Annotated in this window: 20 protein-coding genes, 1 tRNA gene and 1 pseudogene; 14 read left to right on the plus strand and 8 right to left on the minus strand. The window is 41.5% G+C overall.

Annotated features, from left to right (window positions below; genetic code table 11):
* The first annotated feature begins 80 nt into the window (after positions 1 to 80).
* From ACZ5GB_RS07775 to ACZ5GB_RS07790, 4 genes are all read left to right on the plus strand, one after another.
* Positions 81 to 230, plus strand: a complete 150-nt coding sequence (locus ACZ5GB_RS07775) for a hypothetical protein (RefSeq protein WP_464326662.1) — start codon at positions 81 to 83, stop codon at positions 228 to 230.
* A 218-nt stretch (positions 231 to 448) separates the two neighbouring features.
* Positions 449 to 1,189 (plus strand): DUF3782 domain-containing protein, encoded by a 741-nt coding sequence (locus tag ACZ5GB_RS07780; protein ID WP_464326663.1) that lies wholly within the window; start codon positions 449 to 451, stop codon positions 1,187 to 1,189.
* Complete coding sequence (locus ACZ5GB_RS07785; protein WP_464326664.1) at positions 1,176 to 1,610, plus strand: hypothetical protein; 435 nt, start codon at positions 1,176 to 1,178, stop codon at positions 1,608 to 1,610. The genes ACZ5GB_RS07780 and ACZ5GB_RS07785 overlap by 14 nt, the downstream gene beginning before the upstream one ends.
* The gene (locus ACZ5GB_RS07790; RefSeq protein WP_464326665.1) at positions 1,607 to 2,392 is read left to right on the plus strand and encodes a polyprenyl synthetase family protein; all 786 of its coding nucleotides are present in this window, start codon (positions 1,607 to 1,609) and stop codon (positions 2,390 to 2,392) included. Before ACZ5GB_RS07785 ends, ACZ5GB_RS07790 begins: the two co-directional genes overlap by 4 nt.
* A 170-nt stretch (positions 2,393 to 2,562) precedes the next feature.
* Here the strand turns inward: ACZ5GB_RS07790 and ACZ5GB_RS07795 are convergent, their stop codons facing one another.
* Positions 2,563 to 4,812, minus strand: coding sequence for a phage tail tape measure protein (locus ACZ5GB_RS07795; protein ID WP_464326666.1), 2,250 nt, complete (start codon positions 4,810 to 4,812; stop codon positions 2,563 to 2,565).
* A gap of 18 nt (positions 4,813 to 4,830) precedes the next feature.
* Here ACZ5GB_RS07795 and ACZ5GB_RS07800 point away from each other — a divergent pair, with 18 nt between their 5' ends.
* Positions 4,831 to 5,025 carry a hypothetical protein gene (locus ACZ5GB_RS07800; RefSeq protein WP_464326667.1) on the plus strand — a complete coding sequence of 65 codons (195 nt, stop codon included), beginning with the start codon at positions 4,831 to 4,833 and terminating at the stop codon, positions 5,023 to 5,025.
* A gap of 90 nt (positions 5,026 to 5,115) precedes the next feature.
* Here ACZ5GB_RS07800 and ACZ5GB_RS07805 read toward each other — a convergent pair whose 3' ends face one another.
* The 3 genes and pseudogenes from ACZ5GB_RS07805 to ACZ5GB_RS07815 form a co-directional block, all read right to left on the minus strand.
* Entirely contained in the window at positions 5,116 to 5,745 is a 630-nt protein-coding gene (locus ACZ5GB_RS07805) for a transposase family protein (RefSeq protein ID WP_464327839.1), read from the minus strand.
* Between the two features lie 162 nt (positions 5,746 to 5,907).
* Positions 5,908 to 5,970, minus strand: a pseudogene (locus ACZ5GB_RS07810) (terminase gpP N-terminus-related DNA-binding protein); the annotation flags it as partial.
* Between the two features lie 4 nt (positions 5,971 to 5,974).
* On the minus strand, positions 5,975 to 6,931 hold the full coding sequence (locus ACZ5GB_RS07815) for a helix-turn-helix domain-containing protein (protein WP_464326668.1): 957 nt from the start codon (positions 6,929 to 6,931) through the stop codon (positions 5,975 to 5,977).
* Between the two features lie 345 nt (positions 6,932 to 7,276).
* Between ACZ5GB_RS07815 and ACZ5GB_RS07820 the strand changes: the two genes are divergently transcribed.
* On the plus strand, positions 7,277 to 7,762 hold the full coding sequence (locus tag ACZ5GB_RS07820; RefSeq protein ID WP_464326669.1) for a hypothetical protein: 486 nt from the start codon (positions 7,277 to 7,279) through the stop codon (positions 7,760 to 7,762).
* Here the strand turns inward: ACZ5GB_RS07820 and ACZ5GB_RS07825 are convergent.
* A complete protein-coding gene (locus tag ACZ5GB_RS07825) occupies positions 7,759 to 9,273 on the minus strand; it encodes an RNA-guided endonuclease InsQ/TnpB family protein (RefSeq protein ID WP_464326441.1) in 1,515 nt (504 codons plus the stop codon). The genes ACZ5GB_RS07820 and ACZ5GB_RS07825 overlap by 4 nt on opposite strands.
* Positions 9,260 to 9,862: an IS607 family transposase gene (locus ACZ5GB_RS07830; RefSeq protein WP_464326442.1), complete on the minus strand. Its 603-nt coding sequence runs from the start codon at positions 9,860 to 9,862 to the stop codon at positions 9,260 to 9,262. Before ACZ5GB_RS07830 ends, ACZ5GB_RS07825 begins: the two co-directional genes overlap by 14 nt.
* Positions 9,863 to 9,931: 69 nt before the next feature.
* Here ACZ5GB_RS07830 and ACZ5GB_RS07835 point away from each other — a divergent pair, with 69 nt between their 5' ends.
* From ACZ5GB_RS07835 to ACZ5GB_RS07860, 6 genes are all read left to right on the plus strand, one after another.
* Positions 9,932 to 10,669, plus strand: a complete 738-nt coding sequence (locus tag ACZ5GB_RS07835; protein ID WP_464326670.1) for a hypothetical protein — start codon at positions 9,932 to 9,934, stop codon at positions 10,667 to 10,669.
* Positions 10,669 to 11,979, plus strand: coding sequence for a minor capsid protein (locus ACZ5GB_RS07840; protein WP_464327826.1), 1,311 nt, complete (start codon positions 10,669 to 10,671; stop codon positions 11,977 to 11,979). Before ACZ5GB_RS07835 ends, ACZ5GB_RS07840 begins: the two co-directional genes overlap by 1 nt.
* A complete protein-coding gene (locus ACZ5GB_RS07845) occupies positions 11,925 to 12,305 on the plus strand; it encodes a hypothetical protein (protein WP_464326671.1) in 381 nt (126 codons plus the stop codon). The genes ACZ5GB_RS07840 and ACZ5GB_RS07845 overlap by 55 nt, the downstream gene beginning before the upstream one ends.
* Positions 12,298 to 12,615 (plus strand): hypothetical protein, encoded by a 318-nt coding sequence (locus ACZ5GB_RS07850; RefSeq protein WP_464326672.1) that lies wholly within the window; start codon positions 12,298 to 12,300, stop codon positions 12,613 to 12,615. Before ACZ5GB_RS07845 ends, ACZ5GB_RS07850 begins: the two co-directional genes overlap by 8 nt.
* Positions 12,596 to 12,958, plus strand: a complete 363-nt coding sequence (locus ACZ5GB_RS07855; RefSeq protein WP_464326673.1) for a hypothetical protein — start codon at positions 12,596 to 12,598, stop codon at positions 12,956 to 12,958. Before ACZ5GB_RS07850 ends, ACZ5GB_RS07855 begins: the two co-directional genes overlap by 20 nt.
* 218 nt (positions 12,959 to 13,176) lie before the next feature.
* Positions 13,177 to 13,788 (plus strand): hypothetical protein, encoded by a 612-nt coding sequence (locus tag ACZ5GB_RS07860; RefSeq protein ID WP_464326674.1) that lies wholly within the window; start codon positions 13,177 to 13,179, stop codon positions 13,786 to 13,788.
* A 196-nt stretch (positions 13,789 to 13,984) separates the two neighbouring features.
* On the opposite strand, the gene ACZ5GB_RS07865 is transcribed toward ACZ5GB_RS07860, so the two are convergent.
* Positions 13,985 to 14,072: transfer RNA gene (locus ACZ5GB_RS07865), tRNA-Ser, on the minus strand.
* A gap of 140 nt (positions 14,073 to 14,212) precedes the next feature.
* On the opposite strand from ACZ5GB_RS07865, the gene ACZ5GB_RS07870 reads away from it, so the two are divergent.
* Positions 14,213 to 15,061: a hypothetical protein gene (locus tag ACZ5GB_RS07870; RefSeq protein WP_464326675.1), complete on the plus strand. Its 849-nt coding sequence runs from the start codon at positions 14,213 to 14,215 to the stop codon at positions 15,059 to 15,061.
* Positions 15,062 to 15,311: 250 nt separating this feature from the next.
* Here the strand turns inward: ACZ5GB_RS07870 and ACZ5GB_RS07875 are convergent, their stop codons facing one another.
* Entirely contained in the window at positions 15,312 to 15,707 is a 396-nt protein-coding gene (locus ACZ5GB_RS07875; protein ID WP_464326676.1) for a bacteriohemerythrin, read from the minus strand.
* 358 nt (positions 15,708 to 16,065) lie between these two features.
* Here ACZ5GB_RS07875 and dnaK point away from each other — a divergent pair, with 358 nt between their 5' ends.
* The gene (gene dnaK / locus ACZ5GB_RS07880; protein ID WP_464326677.1) at positions 16,066 to 17,928 is read left to right on the plus strand and encodes a molecular chaperone DnaK; all 1,863 of its coding nucleotides are present in this window, start codon (positions 16,066 to 16,068) and stop codon (positions 17,926 to 17,928) included.
* Positions 17,929 to 17,958 lie beyond the last annotated feature (30 nt).

Below are 17,958 nucleotides of genomic sequence, written 5' to 3' on the forward strand. Positions count from 1 at the left end.
AGTATCCAAAAATCAAGCCCCGTTGAGGAGAATGTGTAAAAAATCCACTTTACCTAACAATTATTTTAAAATACCAAAAGATGATAACAATAAATGCCAAGCTTTTATTCTCAGGCTATCAAGACAAGGAAAAGGTCTTAAACCTCATGAGAATATGGTCCTCAGCTATGAGGTGTGCTTATGGAAGGTATTCTCTTTCGGAGCTTACGGGAAATCCTATATGGGCGTAAGTTCCCGTTGTAGGGAACTGGGGTGGTAGTCTGTGTAAAGGCACAGGCTATTTTTGAAACACCCTGCCCGGTGCTTGCTGAAATCGCCCGTAAGTCATTGACCGTCTAAATACTCAAAAGCGGGCTTTTGAACCCGCATCTACATTAAAAATCAACTTGCAGGAAGCCCACGGCTTTAATTTCTCATCCAGCGCAAAAATGCTAAAATTTTATTAGTTATGAAAAAGCCAGAAAAAAAGGCTAAAAGTAGCGAAAGCTTTAAGAAGGCCCTTTTTAAAACCTTACCCAAAATACTTGAGAAGGATGAAAGCTTTAGAGCCCAATTTATAACCTTTCTAAAACCCTACTTTGCAGAGAAGGAAAAAACAGAGGACAGGTTTAACATACTCCTTGAGGAGATAAAAATCTTAAGAGAGGAAGGTGAAAGAAGATGGCAGGAGGCCATAAGAAGGCTTGATGAACAAGAGAAAAGGCTTGAGGAACATTCAAAGAAGCTTGAACTTCTCACACAAGAGCTTATATCTTTGAGGAAAAGGCAGGATGTGCAGATAGACGCCTTGGGAGCAAGATGGGGCTTGAAAACGGAAAGGTCCTTTAGAAATGCGGTAAAAGGCCTTATGGAAGAATACCTTCCTGTTAAAGTGGAAAGGTATGAGGCTATAGATTATGAGGGAGAGGTTTTTGATGAAAGACCGGGAAAGGTTGTAGAACTGAACCTTATCATAGAAAATGGCAAGCTCATAGTGGCAGAAATTAAATCTTCTGTAAGTGTTGGTGATGTTTTGCTCTTTGACAGAAAGGTAAAGTTTTTTGAGAAAAAAGAAGGAAAAAAGGCTTATAAAAAGGTAATAATATCACCTATGGTGGAGCCGAAGGCTTTGGAGCTTTGCAAAGAGCTTGGCATTGTAGTGTATACAGATGTGCCCATATGGGAGGAGGAATTTAATGAAGGTTTATAAGCCATGGTCATTATCTCTATTTTTTATTTTTACGGCTGGTTGTCAATTTTTGCCATGGAACAATCCATGCTCTTCTGACTATACGTTAAAAGAGGTAAAAGAAGGGCTGGCTATACAGATATATGTAGAAAACAATCCGGAAAAAGCTCTTAGCCATTTCTTTATATCCATGCTTTCAGCCTTGAGCGGACAGAAGAATACAGAAAAAGCCTTTGAAAGCGAAATAGAACCCATAGTTAAAAAACTGGAGCTAAAAGATGTGAGCAAGCCCACAAAAAAGTCAGAAAAAGAATATATGTGTAGTGCAGTCTTTGAGTACGAAGGCCAAAAAAGGGTGGTAGAGTACACAGTAAAGGAAATTCATTCTGGCAAAGAAAAGCTTTATAAGGTGGAAATAATTGATACCAATAAGGTGGAATGATGAATAAAATTGAGCTTTGGAAAAACTTGGTAGAGGCAAGGCTGAGAGAACTTCTAAAGCCCTTTGAACCACAAATCCTTTATGAAGCTATGTCCTACTACCTCTTTCAAGAGGGCAAGCGCATAAGACCTCTCTTTTTGTGCGCCGTTTGTAATGCACTTGGTGGCCATATGGAGGATGCTATTACTGTAGGCTGTGCGGTTGAAATGGTGCATAACTATTCTCTTATCCATGATGACCTTCCTGCTCTTGATAATGATAGTTTTAGAAGGGGCAAACCCTCCTGCCATGTGGTCTTTGGTGAGGATATGGCCATATTGGCTGGCGATGCCCTCCTTACCTATGCCTTTGAGGTTTTGGCAAATGAAGAAAATTTTAGGTCATTAGAAGGTAGTCAACTCCTTTCTTTAATAAGCCTTTTGGCAAAAAAGGCTGGCTTTTTAGGTATGGTGGGAGGGCAAGTTTTGGACATAAGAAGGCTATCAGACCAGAATGAAATAAGTCTTAAAAAAACGGCAGAACTCTTCTCTTTTTGTTTTATTGCTGGTGGAATAGTAGCAAAAAGATATGACCTTTTGAAAAGCCTTGAAGACTTGGGCCTAAAGGTGGGCCTTCTTTTTCAAATGGTAGATGACTACAAGGACAAGGATGGCTTTTATAGGTCCTTGGGTGAAGAGCTTTTAGAAATGGTTGAAGAGCTTAGAAATGAATGTGAACAGAAGGCTAAAGCTCTTGGAGTTTTTACAGAAGAGTTTGAAGAATTGCTTGCCTTAGTGGTATAATTTGACAAAAAAATGGGACACCTTTTTTGAATTCCGGGACATAGAGGGACTTTTTGGGACTTTCTGGGACGCTTGATAATCAAGGCTTATAATAATTTAAGCATGTTCTTAATTTCTGGGTGGAACTTTTTTTGTAACAAAAATGGAACTTTTTTTTGTAAAATTCTGCATTAATATTGTCTTCTGAAACGCTCGTTGGCTATGCGTTCAAGCACTGTCCTGATTTCGCGTTCAAGGGTGGCGGCTATCCGTTTTGTCTGAGCAGGTGAAACGTCTCCGCTTACATTTATACCATTTATGTTTATAACTATGGAAACTGGTGAGCGCGTGGGTATAGGATCAGTCATAAAAGCCTGCCGGAGTGTGTTTTTTACTGCAAGCGCGAGTGGGGCGGGTTTCAGTGCTTGGGCTATGGTTTCTACAAGCTTAATGCGGTGTAGATCCCTGAGTGGTCCCTCCTTTGCGGGAGAGAAGGGCAGGAAGTTTCTTATTCTTTGAGCTATTTCTTTTATAGCTTCTACTGGCTTGTTAGCCATAGACTTCATTCCTTCCCACAGAGTTCTTATGATCTTCTGTCCTGCATCAAAAAGATTGATCTTATGCACGTACTCTACAAGTTTGTTTAAAACCATGATTAGCCAGTTAAAGGCGGATGTTAACGCTTTGCTTACTTTGTCCCAGTTCCTATATAGCAAATAGCCTGCTCCCACAAGAGCAAGGATGCCTGTTATGATAAGGCCTATAGGGTTTGTTAGGAACGCTACGAGTAAGGCTCTAAAAGCAAAAATTAGCTCAAGCACTCTGAGTTTTGCTTTTAGGAGAAAGAAGTCCAGAGCTTTGAGCCACCCTGTCGACGCTGTTCCAGTCCATGCCCATCTAAGCAACGCTACACTATTCTGGATTAGTGCGGCTGTGAAGCTTCTAACAAGATTGATCCTGACGAGCCATACGAACGGAGAGAAGGCGAAGGAAAAGAGTTTAATGACGGAGGCTAATATGAGCCCGAGGGTTCCTAGTACAACCAGGAAGGTAATAAAGCTACCTACTGTGTAGGCAAGGACTTTTGCAAGAGTTTGGTGAGATTGTATGAAGTCTATAACCTTTCCAATGAAGTTGTTCAGGGTGTCCACGAGTTTCTTAAGAGAAGGAGCTACCAGCTCTCCGATTACTGCTGCAAGCTGGGTGAGTGTTCCCTGAAAGCTCTCCCATGTGTTTGCCATAGTGCCAAGCATTCTGTCTATTCTTGCTTGAAGGCTTGCCTGCTGTTGCATTCTCTTTGCCATATCTTCCAGTCCGCTAAAACCTCCGCGTTCTATCTGTTCTCTGAGTCTCTGATACTCTTCTGGAGAGAGTGTTTCTTTGATGGCCTCAATATAAGACAGGGCTTCTTCTTTAGTTCTTGCCATAAGGGGGGCTATTGCACGCATACCTTCCATGTCAAAAAGTTCCCGCATTGCCTGCATCCGCTGGATAGGGTCTTGTAGCTCTGAGAGCCTCCCCCTAAGTGTTATCAGGAACTCCTCCAGCTTGAAGACTCCTTTTTCATCTACAAAATCCCTGGCGTTTATCTGCAGGTTTATTCCTTGTTTGTTGAGTTTTTCAAGATGTTTCTGAAGTTCTGGTATTCTTTGAAGCACGGAGCGTATGGATGTGCCTGCGGTCTCGCCTTGCAGCCCTGCCTGTTTAAGTGTGCCAAGCCATGCTCCCATAAATTTAAATGCCTGTATTCCAGTAAAGCCAAGCTGGTTTAGTTCGGCGCTGAAGTATTTTGTAGAGTATGCGATTTCTGAGAGGGTAAGGCCGGACGAAAACTTAACTCTTTGTAGCTGGTCTATAAACTCCACAAACTGGTTTGCTGGGATTTTGAAAGCGTTGGCAAACTGTTGCATGTATTCCGCTGCTTGTTCTGGGCTGACTTCATCTTTGAAAAGCACCCACGCGTAAGATGCGCCTTTTAGAGCACCTTTGGCTATGTCTTCTGCTGACATGCCGAGGGATTTGAGAGCGGTGGCTACCCTGTAAAAATTTGTTGCGGAGCCAGGGAGCTTTATACCCAATTCTTCAACTTGTTTGTTTATCTCTTTAAGTTCTTTCGGGAGTCCTGTGCTGGTCATAAAGGCAACTTCCATCTGTGTTCTTGCGTGTTCAAGCTCTGTAAAGGCACTGAGTGCTTTTGTAATTGCGCTGACTGGTATGGCGGTAGCCTGGGCTATTTTTGCTGAAAAGTCTTCCATTCTCTCTGACGCCTGCCAGAGATTTTTGGGGTCAAAGGTTTTTTTGAGCGTCTCTTGGAGTTTTTGGAGTTTACTCTGGGTTTTGTTTATCTGCTTTTCAAACTCCTCGGTTGCCTGCCTGATCTGCGATATCTGCCGGGTGAAGTTGTCTATAAGTTGTAGGGCTATTGCTACTTTAAAATCCATGTTTTATATTCCTATTAAATGCTTGTTTTGATCCTGAGCGTCCTGGTGGGCTACTTGCTGGGTGGTCTTGCGCTGGTGCTGATGCCTTTGGTTTTCCTCGTATGGCTGGGATATGTGATGGTCAAGCCTTTTGTGAAGAGTTATCTGGAGAGAAGGAGAGAAAGGAAAAAGCTCAAAAGGCTTCTGAAAGAGAGGCTCAGGTATCTTCCTTGAGTTTTTGATAGTACTCCGAGAGGGCTTTAGCCCAGAAGAGGAGCTCTGAGTAGTCCATATCCGAGAGAGCTTCATAGCTAAACCCATGCTCTATGAGCGCGAGGACGGTATCTCTTGAAACAAAGGGCTGTGTAGCTCGGTAAACTCGCGCATAAGAATCATGAGGTCTTTTAGATCTCTTATGGCTCTTTCTATGAGCTTCTGGTTTGGAGAGTAGGGTTTTGTCCTGATTATGTTTACGTTCAGCTCTTTAAGAGCGTTTGTTATCAGCTCAGATGTGAGGGCTTTCTCGTTGTCAGTCTTTATAGCGTCTGGCAGTCCAAACTCTTCAAAGATGCTGATAAGATACTTGGCTATATCGTAGCTGGTGATTGTGTTGTAGTATTTGATGCCGTTGTCTTTTGCCTCAACAAGGTACGGGTCAAAGAAGTATCCCGAATAGACCTCACGGGCAAGGAGCAAAACATAGAGCTTCCCTCTAAATGTGTAGCCTGTAGCGTCTATCTCTATAACTCCCGGCGTTCTCTTTACTTTACCCTTGCTCGTTTTAAACTTTGCAGTTTCTTTTTTGCCTCTTCTTAGCACCTCCAGTCGTTCCTTTGAGCCGTACTCTTTCTGCACAAAGTAGTCAATAAAGCGATAAAACTTGTGCAGGCTATCTATTCCCAGACATCTCAGCTCTATCTCAAGAAGCTTATAAATCTGCGCATAGCTTAGCACTCTTGTTTTCCCTTTCTCATATGTGCTGATACTAAGAAGGTTCCTGAGACGATTCCGAACATCCTCTGACATTTGTCTGTACACTTGCACGACCCACGGCTCTTTTGTTGGAGTGGAGGAAAGCCACCGCAATACGGTGGTATGCGATACCTGCAGGATTTTTGCTATCTGCCGGATGGAAAATCCCTGCAGGTATAGTTTTTTAGCCTCCGTCCTTTTATCCATCTTTTTACCTCACAGAGCTTTCCTTTGTCTCGTAAAACTCTTTGGTGACCTGCTTGAGTACATTTTCCGCATCTTCCCAACCCCACCCGCGGGCAATGTCGTATAATATCTCTAACATTCTGTCCTTTAACACTTCCAGCTGCCTTCTATCCAGTGGCAAAGGCTCTTTTTTGGGTCTTCCGGGTCCGGGTTTTCTCCCTACCTCTTCCTCAAGTACTTCCTGAGCCTCGCGGATTTGATCGGGCGTAATCCTACTGATGACTTGCTCCCAGTCTTCTGCAGAAAAGGCGGGCTGGGAGCCCGCCAATTGGGATGAGAAGGGAGGTGGGGCTGAGGGAGACTGAGAGGTGGGGTCTGGGTTTTTTCCAAAAATTGCAATTTTTGCAGTTTTTGGAAAATCATTTGAATGTCTGGAAATATAGTCGTAGACCGTGCGCTTTGGTATCCCCAACTCCTTTGCTATATCCTCTACCTTCCATCCTTTTTCTCTCAGCTCTATCGCCTTTCTTATCTTTTCCTGCCTTTCCCTTTCCTTAACCGGAGCGAGCCATAAATAGAGCGTTCTTTCGCTTATTCCAAATATCTTCCTTATCTCCTCCTCGCTTAGTCCTTGCTCATAGAGCATCTGGGCCAGCAGTGGTTTTTCTCCTTTTGCCAGAGCCAAGCCGTGCTTTAGGTTTGCCTGTATAGCTTTGACCCTGAAGTCAAGCTCATTTTCACACTTTACGAGCTTTGCTTTTATAACCTCCCTCCCAGCTCTTTTGTGTGCCTCTATCCTGTGCACTCCGTCAACTACCCAATATCCATCTTCTCTTTCCCACACCAGGATTGGGTCAAACTCCACACCTTCTTCAAGCATTTCCGTGTACTCTTGCACCTTTTCTTCCACCGTCCCCGTCAAAACCCTGGGAAGCAGACCCTGAGGAATCACAAGGTCTTTAATTTCAAGCTCTACTATCATTTCCCGCCCTCCTTGTGAAATAGCTTTTGCAGGAGCTTTGAAATATCTGGCTCTTCTTTTGAAGAAAGCCACCCAGACCTGTCTTTTGTTTCTGCAATGCCTTTTGGAGAAGTGAAACTGAGATACCTTTGACCCTCTTCAACCCATATGAGACCTTCATAGCATTAGAAGAACTGTGACAGATGCAGGAAATATACGCTACGAAGGAAGCACTCAGGACAGCCACGCAGATCGCTTTTGGGCTTTGGCTCTTGCAGTAAAAGCTGCATCCTCAGAAGATGTAAAGGAAATTTTACCGATTTATTTTGCAAGTCAGTGGAGTATTGCAAGCCGGTGGAGTAGAGCATGGGTATAAAAGACTGGTTGGGAAAGACTTTTAGAAAGGAAGACCTCAAGAGCAAAAGACAAAGCGTAGAGCCTGTTTCTGTGTATCTGCCAAAGAGCCAGGATGTAAGGTCAAGGCTCATAAACCCCAGATTTCCCAGAGAAGCATTAGGGCAAATTGAGAAGGCGGTTTTTAACCATCCCATACTCTCGCAGGTACATTCTCTTACTATTAACCTTGCTAACACGGGGCACACTGTTGAGGTTGTCCCGGAGAATCAAGAAGCTATAGCTGAGATTAGGAGTTTCGCTGCACGGCAAAACATAGATGCCTTGTGCAATGCTCTTTTTAGCCAGATCATACTCTATGGAGCAATTTCCTGCGAAATCGTTGTTTCAGAAAAGCTTGATGGAGTTCAAAAGATTGTGAGAGTTCATCCGCAGTATGTGTATTTTGAATACGACCAGGAAGCAGACGAGTGGAGGTATAGAAAAACCAGGTTTTAAGTTTCAAACGTATTCAAATAACCTGGTTTTTCCATCCACCCTGCAGGGAATGATGTTCCCTGCCTACTACTCCCTATCCGTAAGGACTCAGGAGATACTTTGTAAAACAAATCAATCAATTTAAGTCTTACAGGATTGCAAAGCTTTATAAAGAAAGTTTTAAGATTTTCGTAAAATCTAAGTCTCAGGAGCTTGGCTCCTACTCTAATAATATTCACAGCTCCTACTAAGTCTGCGTGAAATACTTTATTTAAAACTTTATCTTTAAATATATTTCCATCTCTTTTTCCTTGACATATTTCTTTATTTTTTGTCTCTTTTACTTCAAATATATTAGCTAACGGTGATGTTTTAGATGTATAACTCTCATCAACCTCTATAACTTCCATTCCATACTCATAAGCTTTGTACTCTATTAACTCTATTAACCTTCTAAAAGGAATAGATACAAACTCTTGATTAGTTTTCTTTCCTAAGTCTATGCCGTTTTTACTTTCAATTGCATTTTTTCCTATGTAGATGGTTTTATGTCCTGTTTCACGGAGTAAATCAACCAGTTTCCTTGCTATTTTGTGAAAGTTGTTATCAAGCCACCTCTTTCTGTAGGAAGATAAAGATTTCATCTTTAATTCTAATTCATGAATCTTCTTAGTAGCAACTTCGTTTTCAATAAAACCTTTCTTGATAGAGTTTCTTAAGTTATCTATTTCAGCTCTAAGTTTTGACATTTCTTTGTTAAACCACTGATTGAAAGCTTTTATTTCTTTTCCTGATACTATAAAACTTTTTAACTCTGGATTTTCACTCACGACAGAAAGGAGTTCATTTAATCCTATATCTATTCCTGCTCTGTATTCTCCTTCTGGCTGTTCTACTTTTAAAGGATACTCATAAACAACATCTACATAGAGGTCGTCGCCAAAGAGTTTTATTCTTACTGAAGAAATTTTATAAGGGAAATCTTTAGGTAATTTAACTTTAAGATACTTATTGTTTTTGAGCCTGATTATTATTTTATCTCCTTCTTGCTTAAAAGTGTTAACATTTCCTTCTACAGAAAAGTTCATAAGGTATTTAAGTTTTTTAGCTTTAGGTGGTTTTGGCATTTCTTTGAACTTTTCAGGATTGGTTTTAAAGCTTTCAAGAGATTTAAAAAAGCTTTTAAAGTCTTTTATAGTCTGACGGATGATGTATTGGATGTAGCAAGGATTATCTACTTTCTCTTTTTGATTTTTAAGTTTTATAAGTAGGTCTGCTAATTCAGGATTACTTTCTATATTTTTTAAGACCTTTTCAAACTCTTCTTTGTATTTACCTGTATAGTTTTTTGCAACAAGGCCATAAAGAATAGACTGGTTTAGTAAATGTTCTTTATAAAGCGTATAATATTTTCTGACAAGAATTATAAGTATGTTTCTAAAGTGAGCAAGGTCTAAAAGTAGAGTTCTTACTTTTCTTTTTCTTTCTTTTCCCCCTATTCTTATGGTAAGAACTCTTTTACCTGAGAACATCTTCTACCGCCTTTCTGAGTTTTCTTCTGTTTGAATAATATTTCATGGAAAATGAATGTAGCAGAGTGATGATTTCTTCAATTATTTCTTCAACATCTTTCTTCTCGCTCGTATAGTCATTTATCACCACTATCTGGGTTCCAAATCTTGAAAAGAGGTTTTCAAAGAAATTAAACCCTGTTCTCGTAAGTCTGTCCCTGTAGGTTATCACCACTCTCTCTATGCGATAACTGAGAACCTCGTTTAAGAGAGTTTGGAAGTCTTTTCTTGCATCAAAATTAAGAGCTGAAGCTATGTCCTTATAAACTCCATCTATTTTCCAGCCTCTTGTAATACAAAAACTCTTGGCAAGCTCTATCTGGTTAATTAAATCCTGTTTCTGTTTTGGAGTGGAAACTCTCGCATAAATGATAGTTTTTCTGTACGGGGACTTTCCTGTAGTTTCTAAAAGGTACTTGTAAACACTATCTTCGTCATATTCATATCTGCCATTTGGCAAACGAGTTGCTTTTATTTTTCCCTCCTTCCTGAGTCTTCTTAAAGTACTCCGGGATATTCTTAAAATCTCCATCACTTCATATGATTTCATACAATTAAAGTAATCATTTGACTGCATTTTGTCAAGAGTTGCTAAAAAATTTTAGTCATACCATATCAGATGGTAGGCACAGAACTCATCAAGCTGAACCCTAAAACATACCTTTATTTGCCTATTTTGACCATTGATTCAAGCCCATATGCCATACCCCCCATGCTTGCCTCTCTGCAGCTGATGGATACTACTGACCAGCTTATTCAAGAACTGAAAAACCTCGCGCAAAAGATGGGACTGCTTGGTTTTCTTGACATTCAGTTTCCCTCGCTCCCAAAGGCTCCCTCAGAGACAGAAACCGAATACAGAGAAAGAAGTTTGAAGTTTTTAGAGCAGATGGCAAAATATGTGCAGGAAAACATACACAAAGGCATACTTCTACACTTTGAAGGCACAGAAGTAGAGTTTAAAGACATATCTGCACAGCTCAGCGGAATAAAGGATCTCCTCTCTACTCTGGAAAAGTGGACTATAGAGAGCGCCAAAAGCCAACCGGCACTACTGGGCTTTTCGGAAGGCTACACAGAAACCTGGGCAACGGTTAGCCTTTATATTTTTGCAAGTCAGATCAAAAACTATCATAGACTTGTGGAAAGATTTTTGGAGTATGTATACAAACTGCATCTTGCCCTCAAGGGATACGATGTAGAGGATGTTAACGTTAGTTTTACAGATCCGCCGAATTTTAAAGCTAGGGAAGAGGAAGAGGCAAGAAAAATGAAAGTTGAGTGGGTTATCCAGCTTCTACAGGCAGGCATTATATCTCTTGATGAAGCCAGAAACCTGCTAGGAGATGTGCTGTGATGGAAGGCAATTGGGATAGAGAGGGTAATGAATACATAGAGAGATTATTAAAACTGATTCTTCCAAGCGTGAATCAAAAGCTTGAAGAAGCACTTACAGATGTTTTCAGAATTGGTAAGTTTTTCATATCCTTCAACGACCTTTCCCGTATGCTCCTTCTAAAGCTTGAAGAGAAGGTAAGACTTCCTAATGAGGTAAAGGGCAGGCTCTTAAAAGAGCTTGAGGACATATACAGAAAAACGCAGGCTCAACTACCTCTCAACATCATACAAGATGACTTTTTTGATTTCAGAACACAAGATCTAAGGACAATCAACTACGCTCTAAAACTACACGACTTTTATCTCGGTAAGTTCTTTCAGGGAGACAGGGAAATAAGGCTTAGAGTTTTGAACTGGATGAACAGGTACTACTTAGAGCAGGGCAACCCGATAGGGAGAGGCCAGAAAGGCATAAAGGAGTTTCTGGAGCAGTTCAAAGAGTATATCAAACCGCAAACAGAATGGAAAGCTCGTCAGATAATAGACACATCTGTGAATTACCTACGGAACTCAGCTCGCTTGAGAGCTTTCCAAAGAGCGCAGGTCAAATACTATCGGTGGGATGCCGTTGGAGACAGGCTTACGTGCCCTGTCTGTAGAAGCCTTGACGGCAGAGTTTTTAAAACAGAAGACAGCATAAGAATTCTGGATATGATAGAAGCATCGGAAGATCCCACCATAATTAAGGATTTAAAACCCATCCTAAACAAACCCTGGACTGGCCCTACTGATAGCATTCCAAACAAATGGCCTCCGGCACATCCATTTTGTCGCTGTCGCATCGTAGCGCACGAAGAGACTGTGGAACTACCCGTTATGGTTCAAACTCCACCCGGAGTTCCAAACACACCTCTGCAGGCAGAGTTAGAGCAGGAGTACAGAAGCTTTACGAAAGAGGAGCTCACTAACAGAATAAAAGCGCACCTTGGTTCAGAGTGGGCAAGACCTCCCGCTGAGCCTAAAGAAAAAGACATAAGAAATTTTCTCGGCAAATATGTAGAAAGGCACTTTCAGAAGCACGGTGCTGAGGTAGGAGCTCAAACGTCTGATAAGTACAAAAAGAAAGCCTACGAACTAATAAGGAACCCCGACAGGGTTTATGTAGAAAGAAGAGGCAAATCCACATCTTACATATTTTATAAAGGAGATCTCAAAGTAGTTTGCTCAGACGACAACATGTCTATAAATTCTTTTTATAGAGAGGAGGTTGAAGCATGGATAAAGAGAGTAGCAGAAACCTTTGGTTCAGCGATAATCCAGATACTTTGATAGAAGATTATGAGTCTGTCCTTGAGTATCCTCCCGAATTGCCCGACGCCTATTCTCACCACAACTACTGGATGCTGACTGATATAAGGGATTCAATAGAACGCCTGGGACTTAGCGAGGATGAGAGAGTGAAAGCTCTTGATAGGGAACTCATAAAAAAGCTCAAAAAGTATGGACCACCCGCCTACAGAGAAAAAGAAAGGCCGGATTACTGGTGGTGGTATCTGGACAAAATTTATAAAGGCACTTATCCAGAGGAAAAACTTCCCGAGCATCTTAGAGAAATGCAAGGGAGGTCAAAGAGTTGGAGGGAATTAAATGAGTAAATACCAATCTCTGTTTTTCTTTATCATTGTAGTTTTACTAGCATTCCTTACTTTTAAGGTTTTTTCTCTCCACAAAGAAAACAAACTCCTTAGTGAAAGTGCAAAGCAATATCAAAAACTCATCAAGCAGAAAGAGCAAGAAATTTCAGCCCTACAAACGCAAATAGAAGCTTTGCAGAAAGAACGAGTTTTAAGAGAGAAACGCATTGTTACCCTAAAAAAGCAACGGATGGAAATAAAAGCCCCCACAACAAATGAAGAAATTGTGAAAAAGTTCAGGGAGCTCGGCTATGAAGCAAGTATTCGTTAGCTTTCTCTTTTTGCTCTGCCAGGTGACATTTGCAGGTGAAGTATGCTTTCCAGTTGAGCAAGCCAAACGCATAGCCGTTGAGCTTGAACAGAAAAGAGTTCTTGAAAAAGAAATAGCTGAATATGAAACCCTCACTGAAAATCTGAGAAAGCAAAATGAACTCCTCAAAAAGCAGAACGAACTTCTAAGAGAACAGGTTGAATTGATCAAAAACCAAGCTCAGCTTTACAAAACCGCATATGAGGAAGAAAAATCAAAACATAGCCTTAACCCCTTTGAAAAAGCTAAATGGCTCGGAGTAGGTCTCGGGCTGGGTATCATTATAGGCATTTTTGGCTTATAGGAGGTGTAAAATGTTGCAGGCTCTGAAAAGAATTACCTTTGACCTTTTGATTGCCTCAATTCTTCTCTTTATCTACGCCTTCAAGCTTTATGAAATTTTGCCTACTCCTTTACAATTGCTCTCCGTAAAAATCTTGCTTGTCAGCGTCGGTTTTCTTCATGCGCATATTACAAGAAAACTTGCCTTTCCATCTGTGAATTGGGAGGAGGAGGCATTCAATGCAAAAACTCTTCTTGTTATTGCTCTTTATTGCATTTTTATCTATGCATACGCAAGCGGAGGCTAACCAGCGTTGCCTTGTCCTTGCCCAAGAAATAAGAAAAGCTCATTACCTTTTCTTCGGGCTTGACTTTCCTTATTGGTACTCAATTGGACAGGCCGAAAAAGAAAGCCTTTGCCGTCACTCAATTTTGTCAAGTGACGGCATAGGCTCGGAAGGCTTTGCACAGATTACTTGGGATTGGTGGAAAAACAGACTTGCAAAAGTTGGCATCCCCGAGATCAAATCCATCCCAAACCATGCTAAAGCTCAAGCTTATATCAACCGCTATGAGTATGACCGGACACGGTGTCGTAAACTTTTTGAAATGTATCAACGCTACAATGGTGGTGATCTTGTTACGAGAGAACTTGCCAAAGCAAACTCTTGCAAGTGGGAAGACGGCTATAGAACTTGTAGACGGAAGGATGTCTGTGTGTGGAAAACTAAGAACGGCTGTCGTCAGTGGAGAAACGCATGCGATATCAATTATGAATATAGCTTAAAGATTTTCAAACTTGCTCAAAAATACAGAACCAACACTGACTCTGACAAATATCCTTTCTTTTGACAAATGACACATAACACATGAAAAACCAGCAGGTTTGGGATAAACTTATCCCAAAAGTGGAACTTTTTTTGTAAAAAACTTCTGAGGCAAGTTTTTTGTTTTGTGTTCCACATCTCTTTTGATTGTCTCTCAAGGATTTGCATAGGGTGGGGGTGGAACTTTTTTTTGTAAAATTACAGAAAATTTCTAAGATTATCGGAGGGGGAGGGATTCGAACCCCCGGTGGGCTGTGAACCCACTGGTGATTTCAAATCACCCGCCTTCGTCCACTCGGCCACCCCTCCAGATGGGGAGTAAAAATATCAATATTATTATAAGCTATACGCCGAGTGAGAAATTCCCTTTAAGCTAAACCTTCCATATCAATAAAAAGACAGCAGGGCTACTATAATAGTAGCTCTAAAAACCATCGGAGGTTTTTACCATGGAAATTATACCACCTTACCTACGCATCTACCAACAAATCCTAAAAGACCTTGAAAATGCCTTGCCATTCCTTAATGTGCCAAAAGCTAAAGCAGGCAGAAAGCCTAAACTCACAGACATCCATATAGCAGCCATCTTTATACTCTCCTACATAACCAATACAAAAGTCCTCACCTTAGCTAAACTACTTATTGACCCATCCATACAATCATGGCATATCTTCAGAAGATACAGACTCAAGAGAGTATACAGGATATTGAGAGAATACAAGCTTCACAAGCTGAGGCTTATGATTTTAGCAAGGCTTTTGTATGGTAAGAAGATAGAACTTGTAATAGATGGAACCATAGTGGACATAGCCAATGTAAACAGGGCGAGGACACAGAAGATAAGGAGGGTAAGAGGGAAGGTATGGTGGGCAAAGAGGAGAAGGAAGATAGTTCGGAGAGACAATGGGAAGGTAGTGGAGTTTGAGGAGGTCAGGTATGGCATGTTGATGATGGTGTTATGTGATAGGTGGGGAAGAGTTTATGATGTGTGGATAAGCTTTGGAAGTGTGCATGAGGTTAGGGCATTTAGGGAAAGGAAGAGAAGGAGTTTATGGTTTAGGAAGCTTGTGGAGAGTTGTGTGGTGTATGGAGATAGGGGTTATAGGGGTTGTGAAGGTGTGATTGTGTGTGGTAGTAGGGAGATGAGGGCAAAAAGGCAGGTAGTGGAAGGTGTTATAAGTCAGATAAAGCTTTTTAATGCTGGTAGTGGGTGGAGGACTTTAACTTGTGTGCTTGTGTATGTATATGCTTATGCTATTGGATATAGCTATTATAGGAGGGGTGAACCTGAGGTCTAATTTCTCACCCGGCGTATATCAATATTATTATAAGCTATGCAATATGGGAAGTTTACCCTTTGTAGGAATAGACTCGTAACCTACCCAAAATGATATAAGGCGTGAAAAGGCAGCCCCTACAAAGGCATTTACTAGGTCCTTACAGTTGCTCGATTAAAGGTTGGAAGTCTAACCTTTAAATTTTTAACATAACACTTTTACACAGCGCACAACGCAAAAAGATTTTTGCCTTATTTGTTTTCAGCAAATTTCAATCACCTATGTGCATAGCTGTAGTGGAATCCCACCTTGATATGTGAAGTACAAGCCAAGGTACAAATTTTTCTTTTAGAAACCTTACAATTTCAACACAATCCCTTGAAGACTTCCACTTATTATACAGCTCCTCTATATCCTTTCTCATACTATCATGCTCCGCTTTGTGCATTGGATAGGCAAAAAACTCTGCCTCTCTCATAAGCTCCTCTTCTGTAGAAAAGTGATCCTCTATGTCGTAAAGGAGAAGATCCATAAGTTTATCCACTTCTTCTAAATGCTTTTTTTCACAAGCAATATAAAGCTCATTTATTATCTGCACCTCATCTTCATGTAAGGCATTAAACAGCTCGTTGGCCACCTTGGGCAGCTCTTGAATTTTTATAAGCACGGCTTACCTCCTAAGATTTTTTAAGTAAATATGTGTTTATTTTCTTATTTTTCTATGAGATCTATCATATCATTAAAAGACTCAGTGAGAAATTAAAGCCTAGGGCTTGCAACCTGTTAATGCAGGTGCAGGGCTCGCTCTTGCCAAATGGGTACCCGTAAAGGGTCCATATAGATTAAATTTACAGACCCTAAACATACCAAATGTTCAAAGGTATATTTCTCGGACAACGTGTTACTCTATGTAGGCCAAAGAAGCAATATCCTATTAAGATTTTTAAAAACCTTATATAAAAAACTTGACAAAACTTTACTAAAGTTTTATATTTTTTCACAAACTAAGGCAAAGGAGGTGGCCTATGGCAGAGAAGATTATAGGTATAGACCTTGGAACGACCAACTCTGTGGTGGCAGTTATGATAGGTGATGAGCCTGTAGTCATAGCCAATCAAGAGGGTTCAAGGCTTACACCCTCTGTAGTATCTTGGACAAAGGAAAAGGAGGTTTTGGTAGGAGAACCCGCCAAGAGGCGTGCCATACTTGACCCAGAAAACACGGTGTATGAATCCAAAAGGTTTATAGGAAGAAAGTATGAAGAGGTTTTGGATGAAGCCAAAAGGGTCTCCTACAAGGTGGTTCCAGATGAGAAGGGAGATGCAAGCTTTGAAATTCCAAACTTAGGCAGAAAGGTCAGGCCCGAGGAGGTGGGCGCCCAAATCCTCAAAAAGCTAAAGGAGGCGGCAGAGGCCTACCTTGGAGAAAAGATAACAAAGGCCGTAATCACTGTGCCAGCTTACTTTAATGAGAGGCAAAGGCAGGCCACAAAGGATGCGGGTAAGATTGCAGGCCTTGAAGTCCTAAGAATCCTAAACGAGCCAACGGCAGCAGCCTTGGCATACGGCCTTGACAAAAAGAGCGATGTAAAAATACTGGTCTATGACTTTGGAGGTGGTACCTTTGACGTCTCCATACTGGAAGGCGGAGAAGGAGTTATAGAGGTAAAGGCTACGGCGGGAGACACCCACCTTGGTGGTGCCAACATAGATGAGAGGATAATGGAATGGCTCATTGAAGAGTTTAAAAAGGAAACAGGTGTGGACCTAAGGAAGGATAGGACAGCCCTTCAAAGGCTAAAGGAAGCCAGCGAACAGGCAAAGAAGGAACTCTCCTTTAAGCTGGAAACGGAGATAAACCTTCCCTTTATAACCATAGACCCATCCACCAACCAACCCCTACACCTCCAGAAGAAGCTTACAAGGGCAAGGCTTGAGGAGATGATAAAGGACCTTGTGGATAGGACTATGGAAATAGTCAAGAGGGCCCTTGAGGACGCCAAACTCAGGCCTCAGGACATTGATGAAGTGGTGCTTGTGGGCGGTTCCACAAGGATACCCTTGGTCCAACAAAGGATAAAAGAGTTCTTTGGAAAGGAGCCTCATAAGGGTGTAAACCCCGATGAGGTGGTGGCGGTTGGTGCTGCCATACAGGCGGGCGTGCTTTCTGGAGAGGTAAAGGAAATACTCCTTGTAGATGTAACACCCCTCTCCCTTGGTGTGGAAACCTATGGCGGTGTTATGACCGTGCTTATACCAAGGAACACACCCATACCTTACAAGAAATGTGAAATCTTTACCACTGCCAGCGACTATCAGACAGAGGTAGAAATTCACGTGCTTCAGGGTGAACGCCCATTGGCAAAGGATAACAAATCTCTTGGTAAGTTCTATCTTACGGGCATACCACCAGCTCCAAGGGGCGTTCCAAAGATAGAGGTATGCTTTGACATAGACGTGGATGGCATACTGCATGTAACCGCCAAGGACCTTGGCACGGGTAAGGAACAATCCATAAGGGTGCAGGCTTCCTCTGGACTAACGCAAGAGGAAATAGAAAGGATGATAAAAGAGGCCCAGATGCACGAGGAAGAGGACAAAAGGAAAAAAGAACTTATAGAAGCCAAAAACCAGCTTGACCAACATGTTTATAACCTTGAAAAGGTGCTAAAGGAAAGCAGGGATAAGCTACCTTCTGATGTAATCTCCGAGGCGGAAAAAACCATAGAAGAAGCCAAGAAGGTCTTTGCAAGCTCCCAAGATATTAACGAGGTAAGAAGCATGACAGAAAAGGTGCTTGAGGTAGCAGGAAAGGTGGGAAGCCACCTCTATCAAGGCACAGGAAAAACAGGAGAAGGCGGAGACGTAATAGAAGGAAAGCCCATGTGATATAATTATGACCGCCTATGGCGGTCCCTT

The sequence above is a fragment of the Hydrogenobacter subterraneus genome (genome assembly GCF_055390195.1).

Excerpts from the sequence above, each read along its gene's own strand:
- ACZ5GB_RS07815 (WP_464326668.1), bottom strand. The coding sequence starts at position 6,931 with ATGATAGTAGAGCTTGAAATTAAAGACCTTGTGATTCCTCAGGGTCTG.
- ACZ5GB_RS07825 (WP_464326441.1), bottom strand. The coding sequence starts at position 9,273 with ATGTTCTCAGGTAAAAGAGTTCTTACCATAAGAATAGGGGGAAAAGAA.
- ACZ5GB_RS07775 (WP_464326662.1), top strand. The coding sequence starts at position 81 with ATGATAACAATAAATGCCAAGCTTTTATTCTCAGGCTATCAAGACAAG.
- ACZ5GB_RS07840 (WP_464327826.1), top strand. The coding sequence starts at position 10,669 with ATGGAAGGCAATTGGGATAGAGAGGGTAATGAATACATAGAGAGATTA.
- ACZ5GB_RS07860 (WP_464326674.1), top strand. The coding sequence starts at position 13,177 with ATGCAAAAACTCTTCTTGTTATTGCTCTTTATTGCATTTTTATCTATG.
- ACZ5GB_RS07850 (WP_464326672.1), top strand. The coding sequence starts at position 12,298 with ATGAGTAAATACCAATCTCTGTTTTTCTTTATCATTGTAGTTTTACTA.
- ACZ5GB_RS07830 (WP_464326442.1), bottom strand. The coding sequence starts at position 9,862 with ATGAAATCATATGAAGTGATGGAGATTTTAAGAATATCCCGGAGTACT.
- ACZ5GB_RS07820 (WP_464326669.1), top strand. The coding sequence starts at position 7,277 with ATGGGTATAAAAGACTGGTTGGGAAAGACTTTTAGAAAGGAAGACCTC.
- ACZ5GB_RS07870 (WP_464326675.1), top strand. The coding sequence starts at position 14,213 with ATGGAAATTATACCACCTTACCTACGCATCTACCAACAAATCCTAAAA.
- ACZ5GB_RS07800 (WP_464326667.1), top strand. The coding sequence starts at position 4,831 with ATGCTTGTTTTGATCCTGAGCGTCCTGGTGGGCTACTTGCTGGGTGGT.
- ACZ5GB_RS07780 (WP_464326663.1), top strand. The coding sequence starts at position 449 with ATGAAAAAGCCAGAAAAAAAGGCTAAAAGTAGCGAAAGCTTTAAGAAG.
- dnaK (WP_464326677.1), top strand. The coding sequence starts at position 16,066 with ATGGCAGAGAAGATTATAGGTATAGACCTTGGAACGACCAACTCTGTG.
- ACZ5GB_RS07855 (WP_464326673.1), top strand. The coding sequence starts at position 12,596 with ATGAAGCAAGTATTCGTTAGCTTTCTCTTTTTGCTCTGCCAGGTGACA.
- ACZ5GB_RS07845 (WP_464326671.1), top strand. The coding sequence starts at position 11,925 with ATGGATAAAGAGAGTAGCAGAAACCTTTGGTTCAGCGATAATCCAGAT.
- ACZ5GB_RS07835 (WP_464326670.1), top strand. The coding sequence starts at position 9,932 with ATGGTAGGCACAGAACTCATCAAGCTGAACCCTAAAACATACCTTTAT.
- ACZ5GB_RS07790 (WP_464326665.1), top strand. The coding sequence starts at position 1,607 with ATGATGAATAAAATTGAGCTTTGGAAAAACTTGGTAGAGGCAAGGCTG.
- ACZ5GB_RS07795 (WP_464326666.1), bottom strand. The coding sequence starts at position 4,812 with ATGGATTTTAAAGTAGCAATAGCCCTACAACTTATAGACAACTTCACC.
- ACZ5GB_RS07785 (WP_464326664.1), top strand. The coding sequence starts at position 1,176 with ATGAAGGTTTATAAGCCATGGTCATTATCTCTATTTTTTATTTTTACG.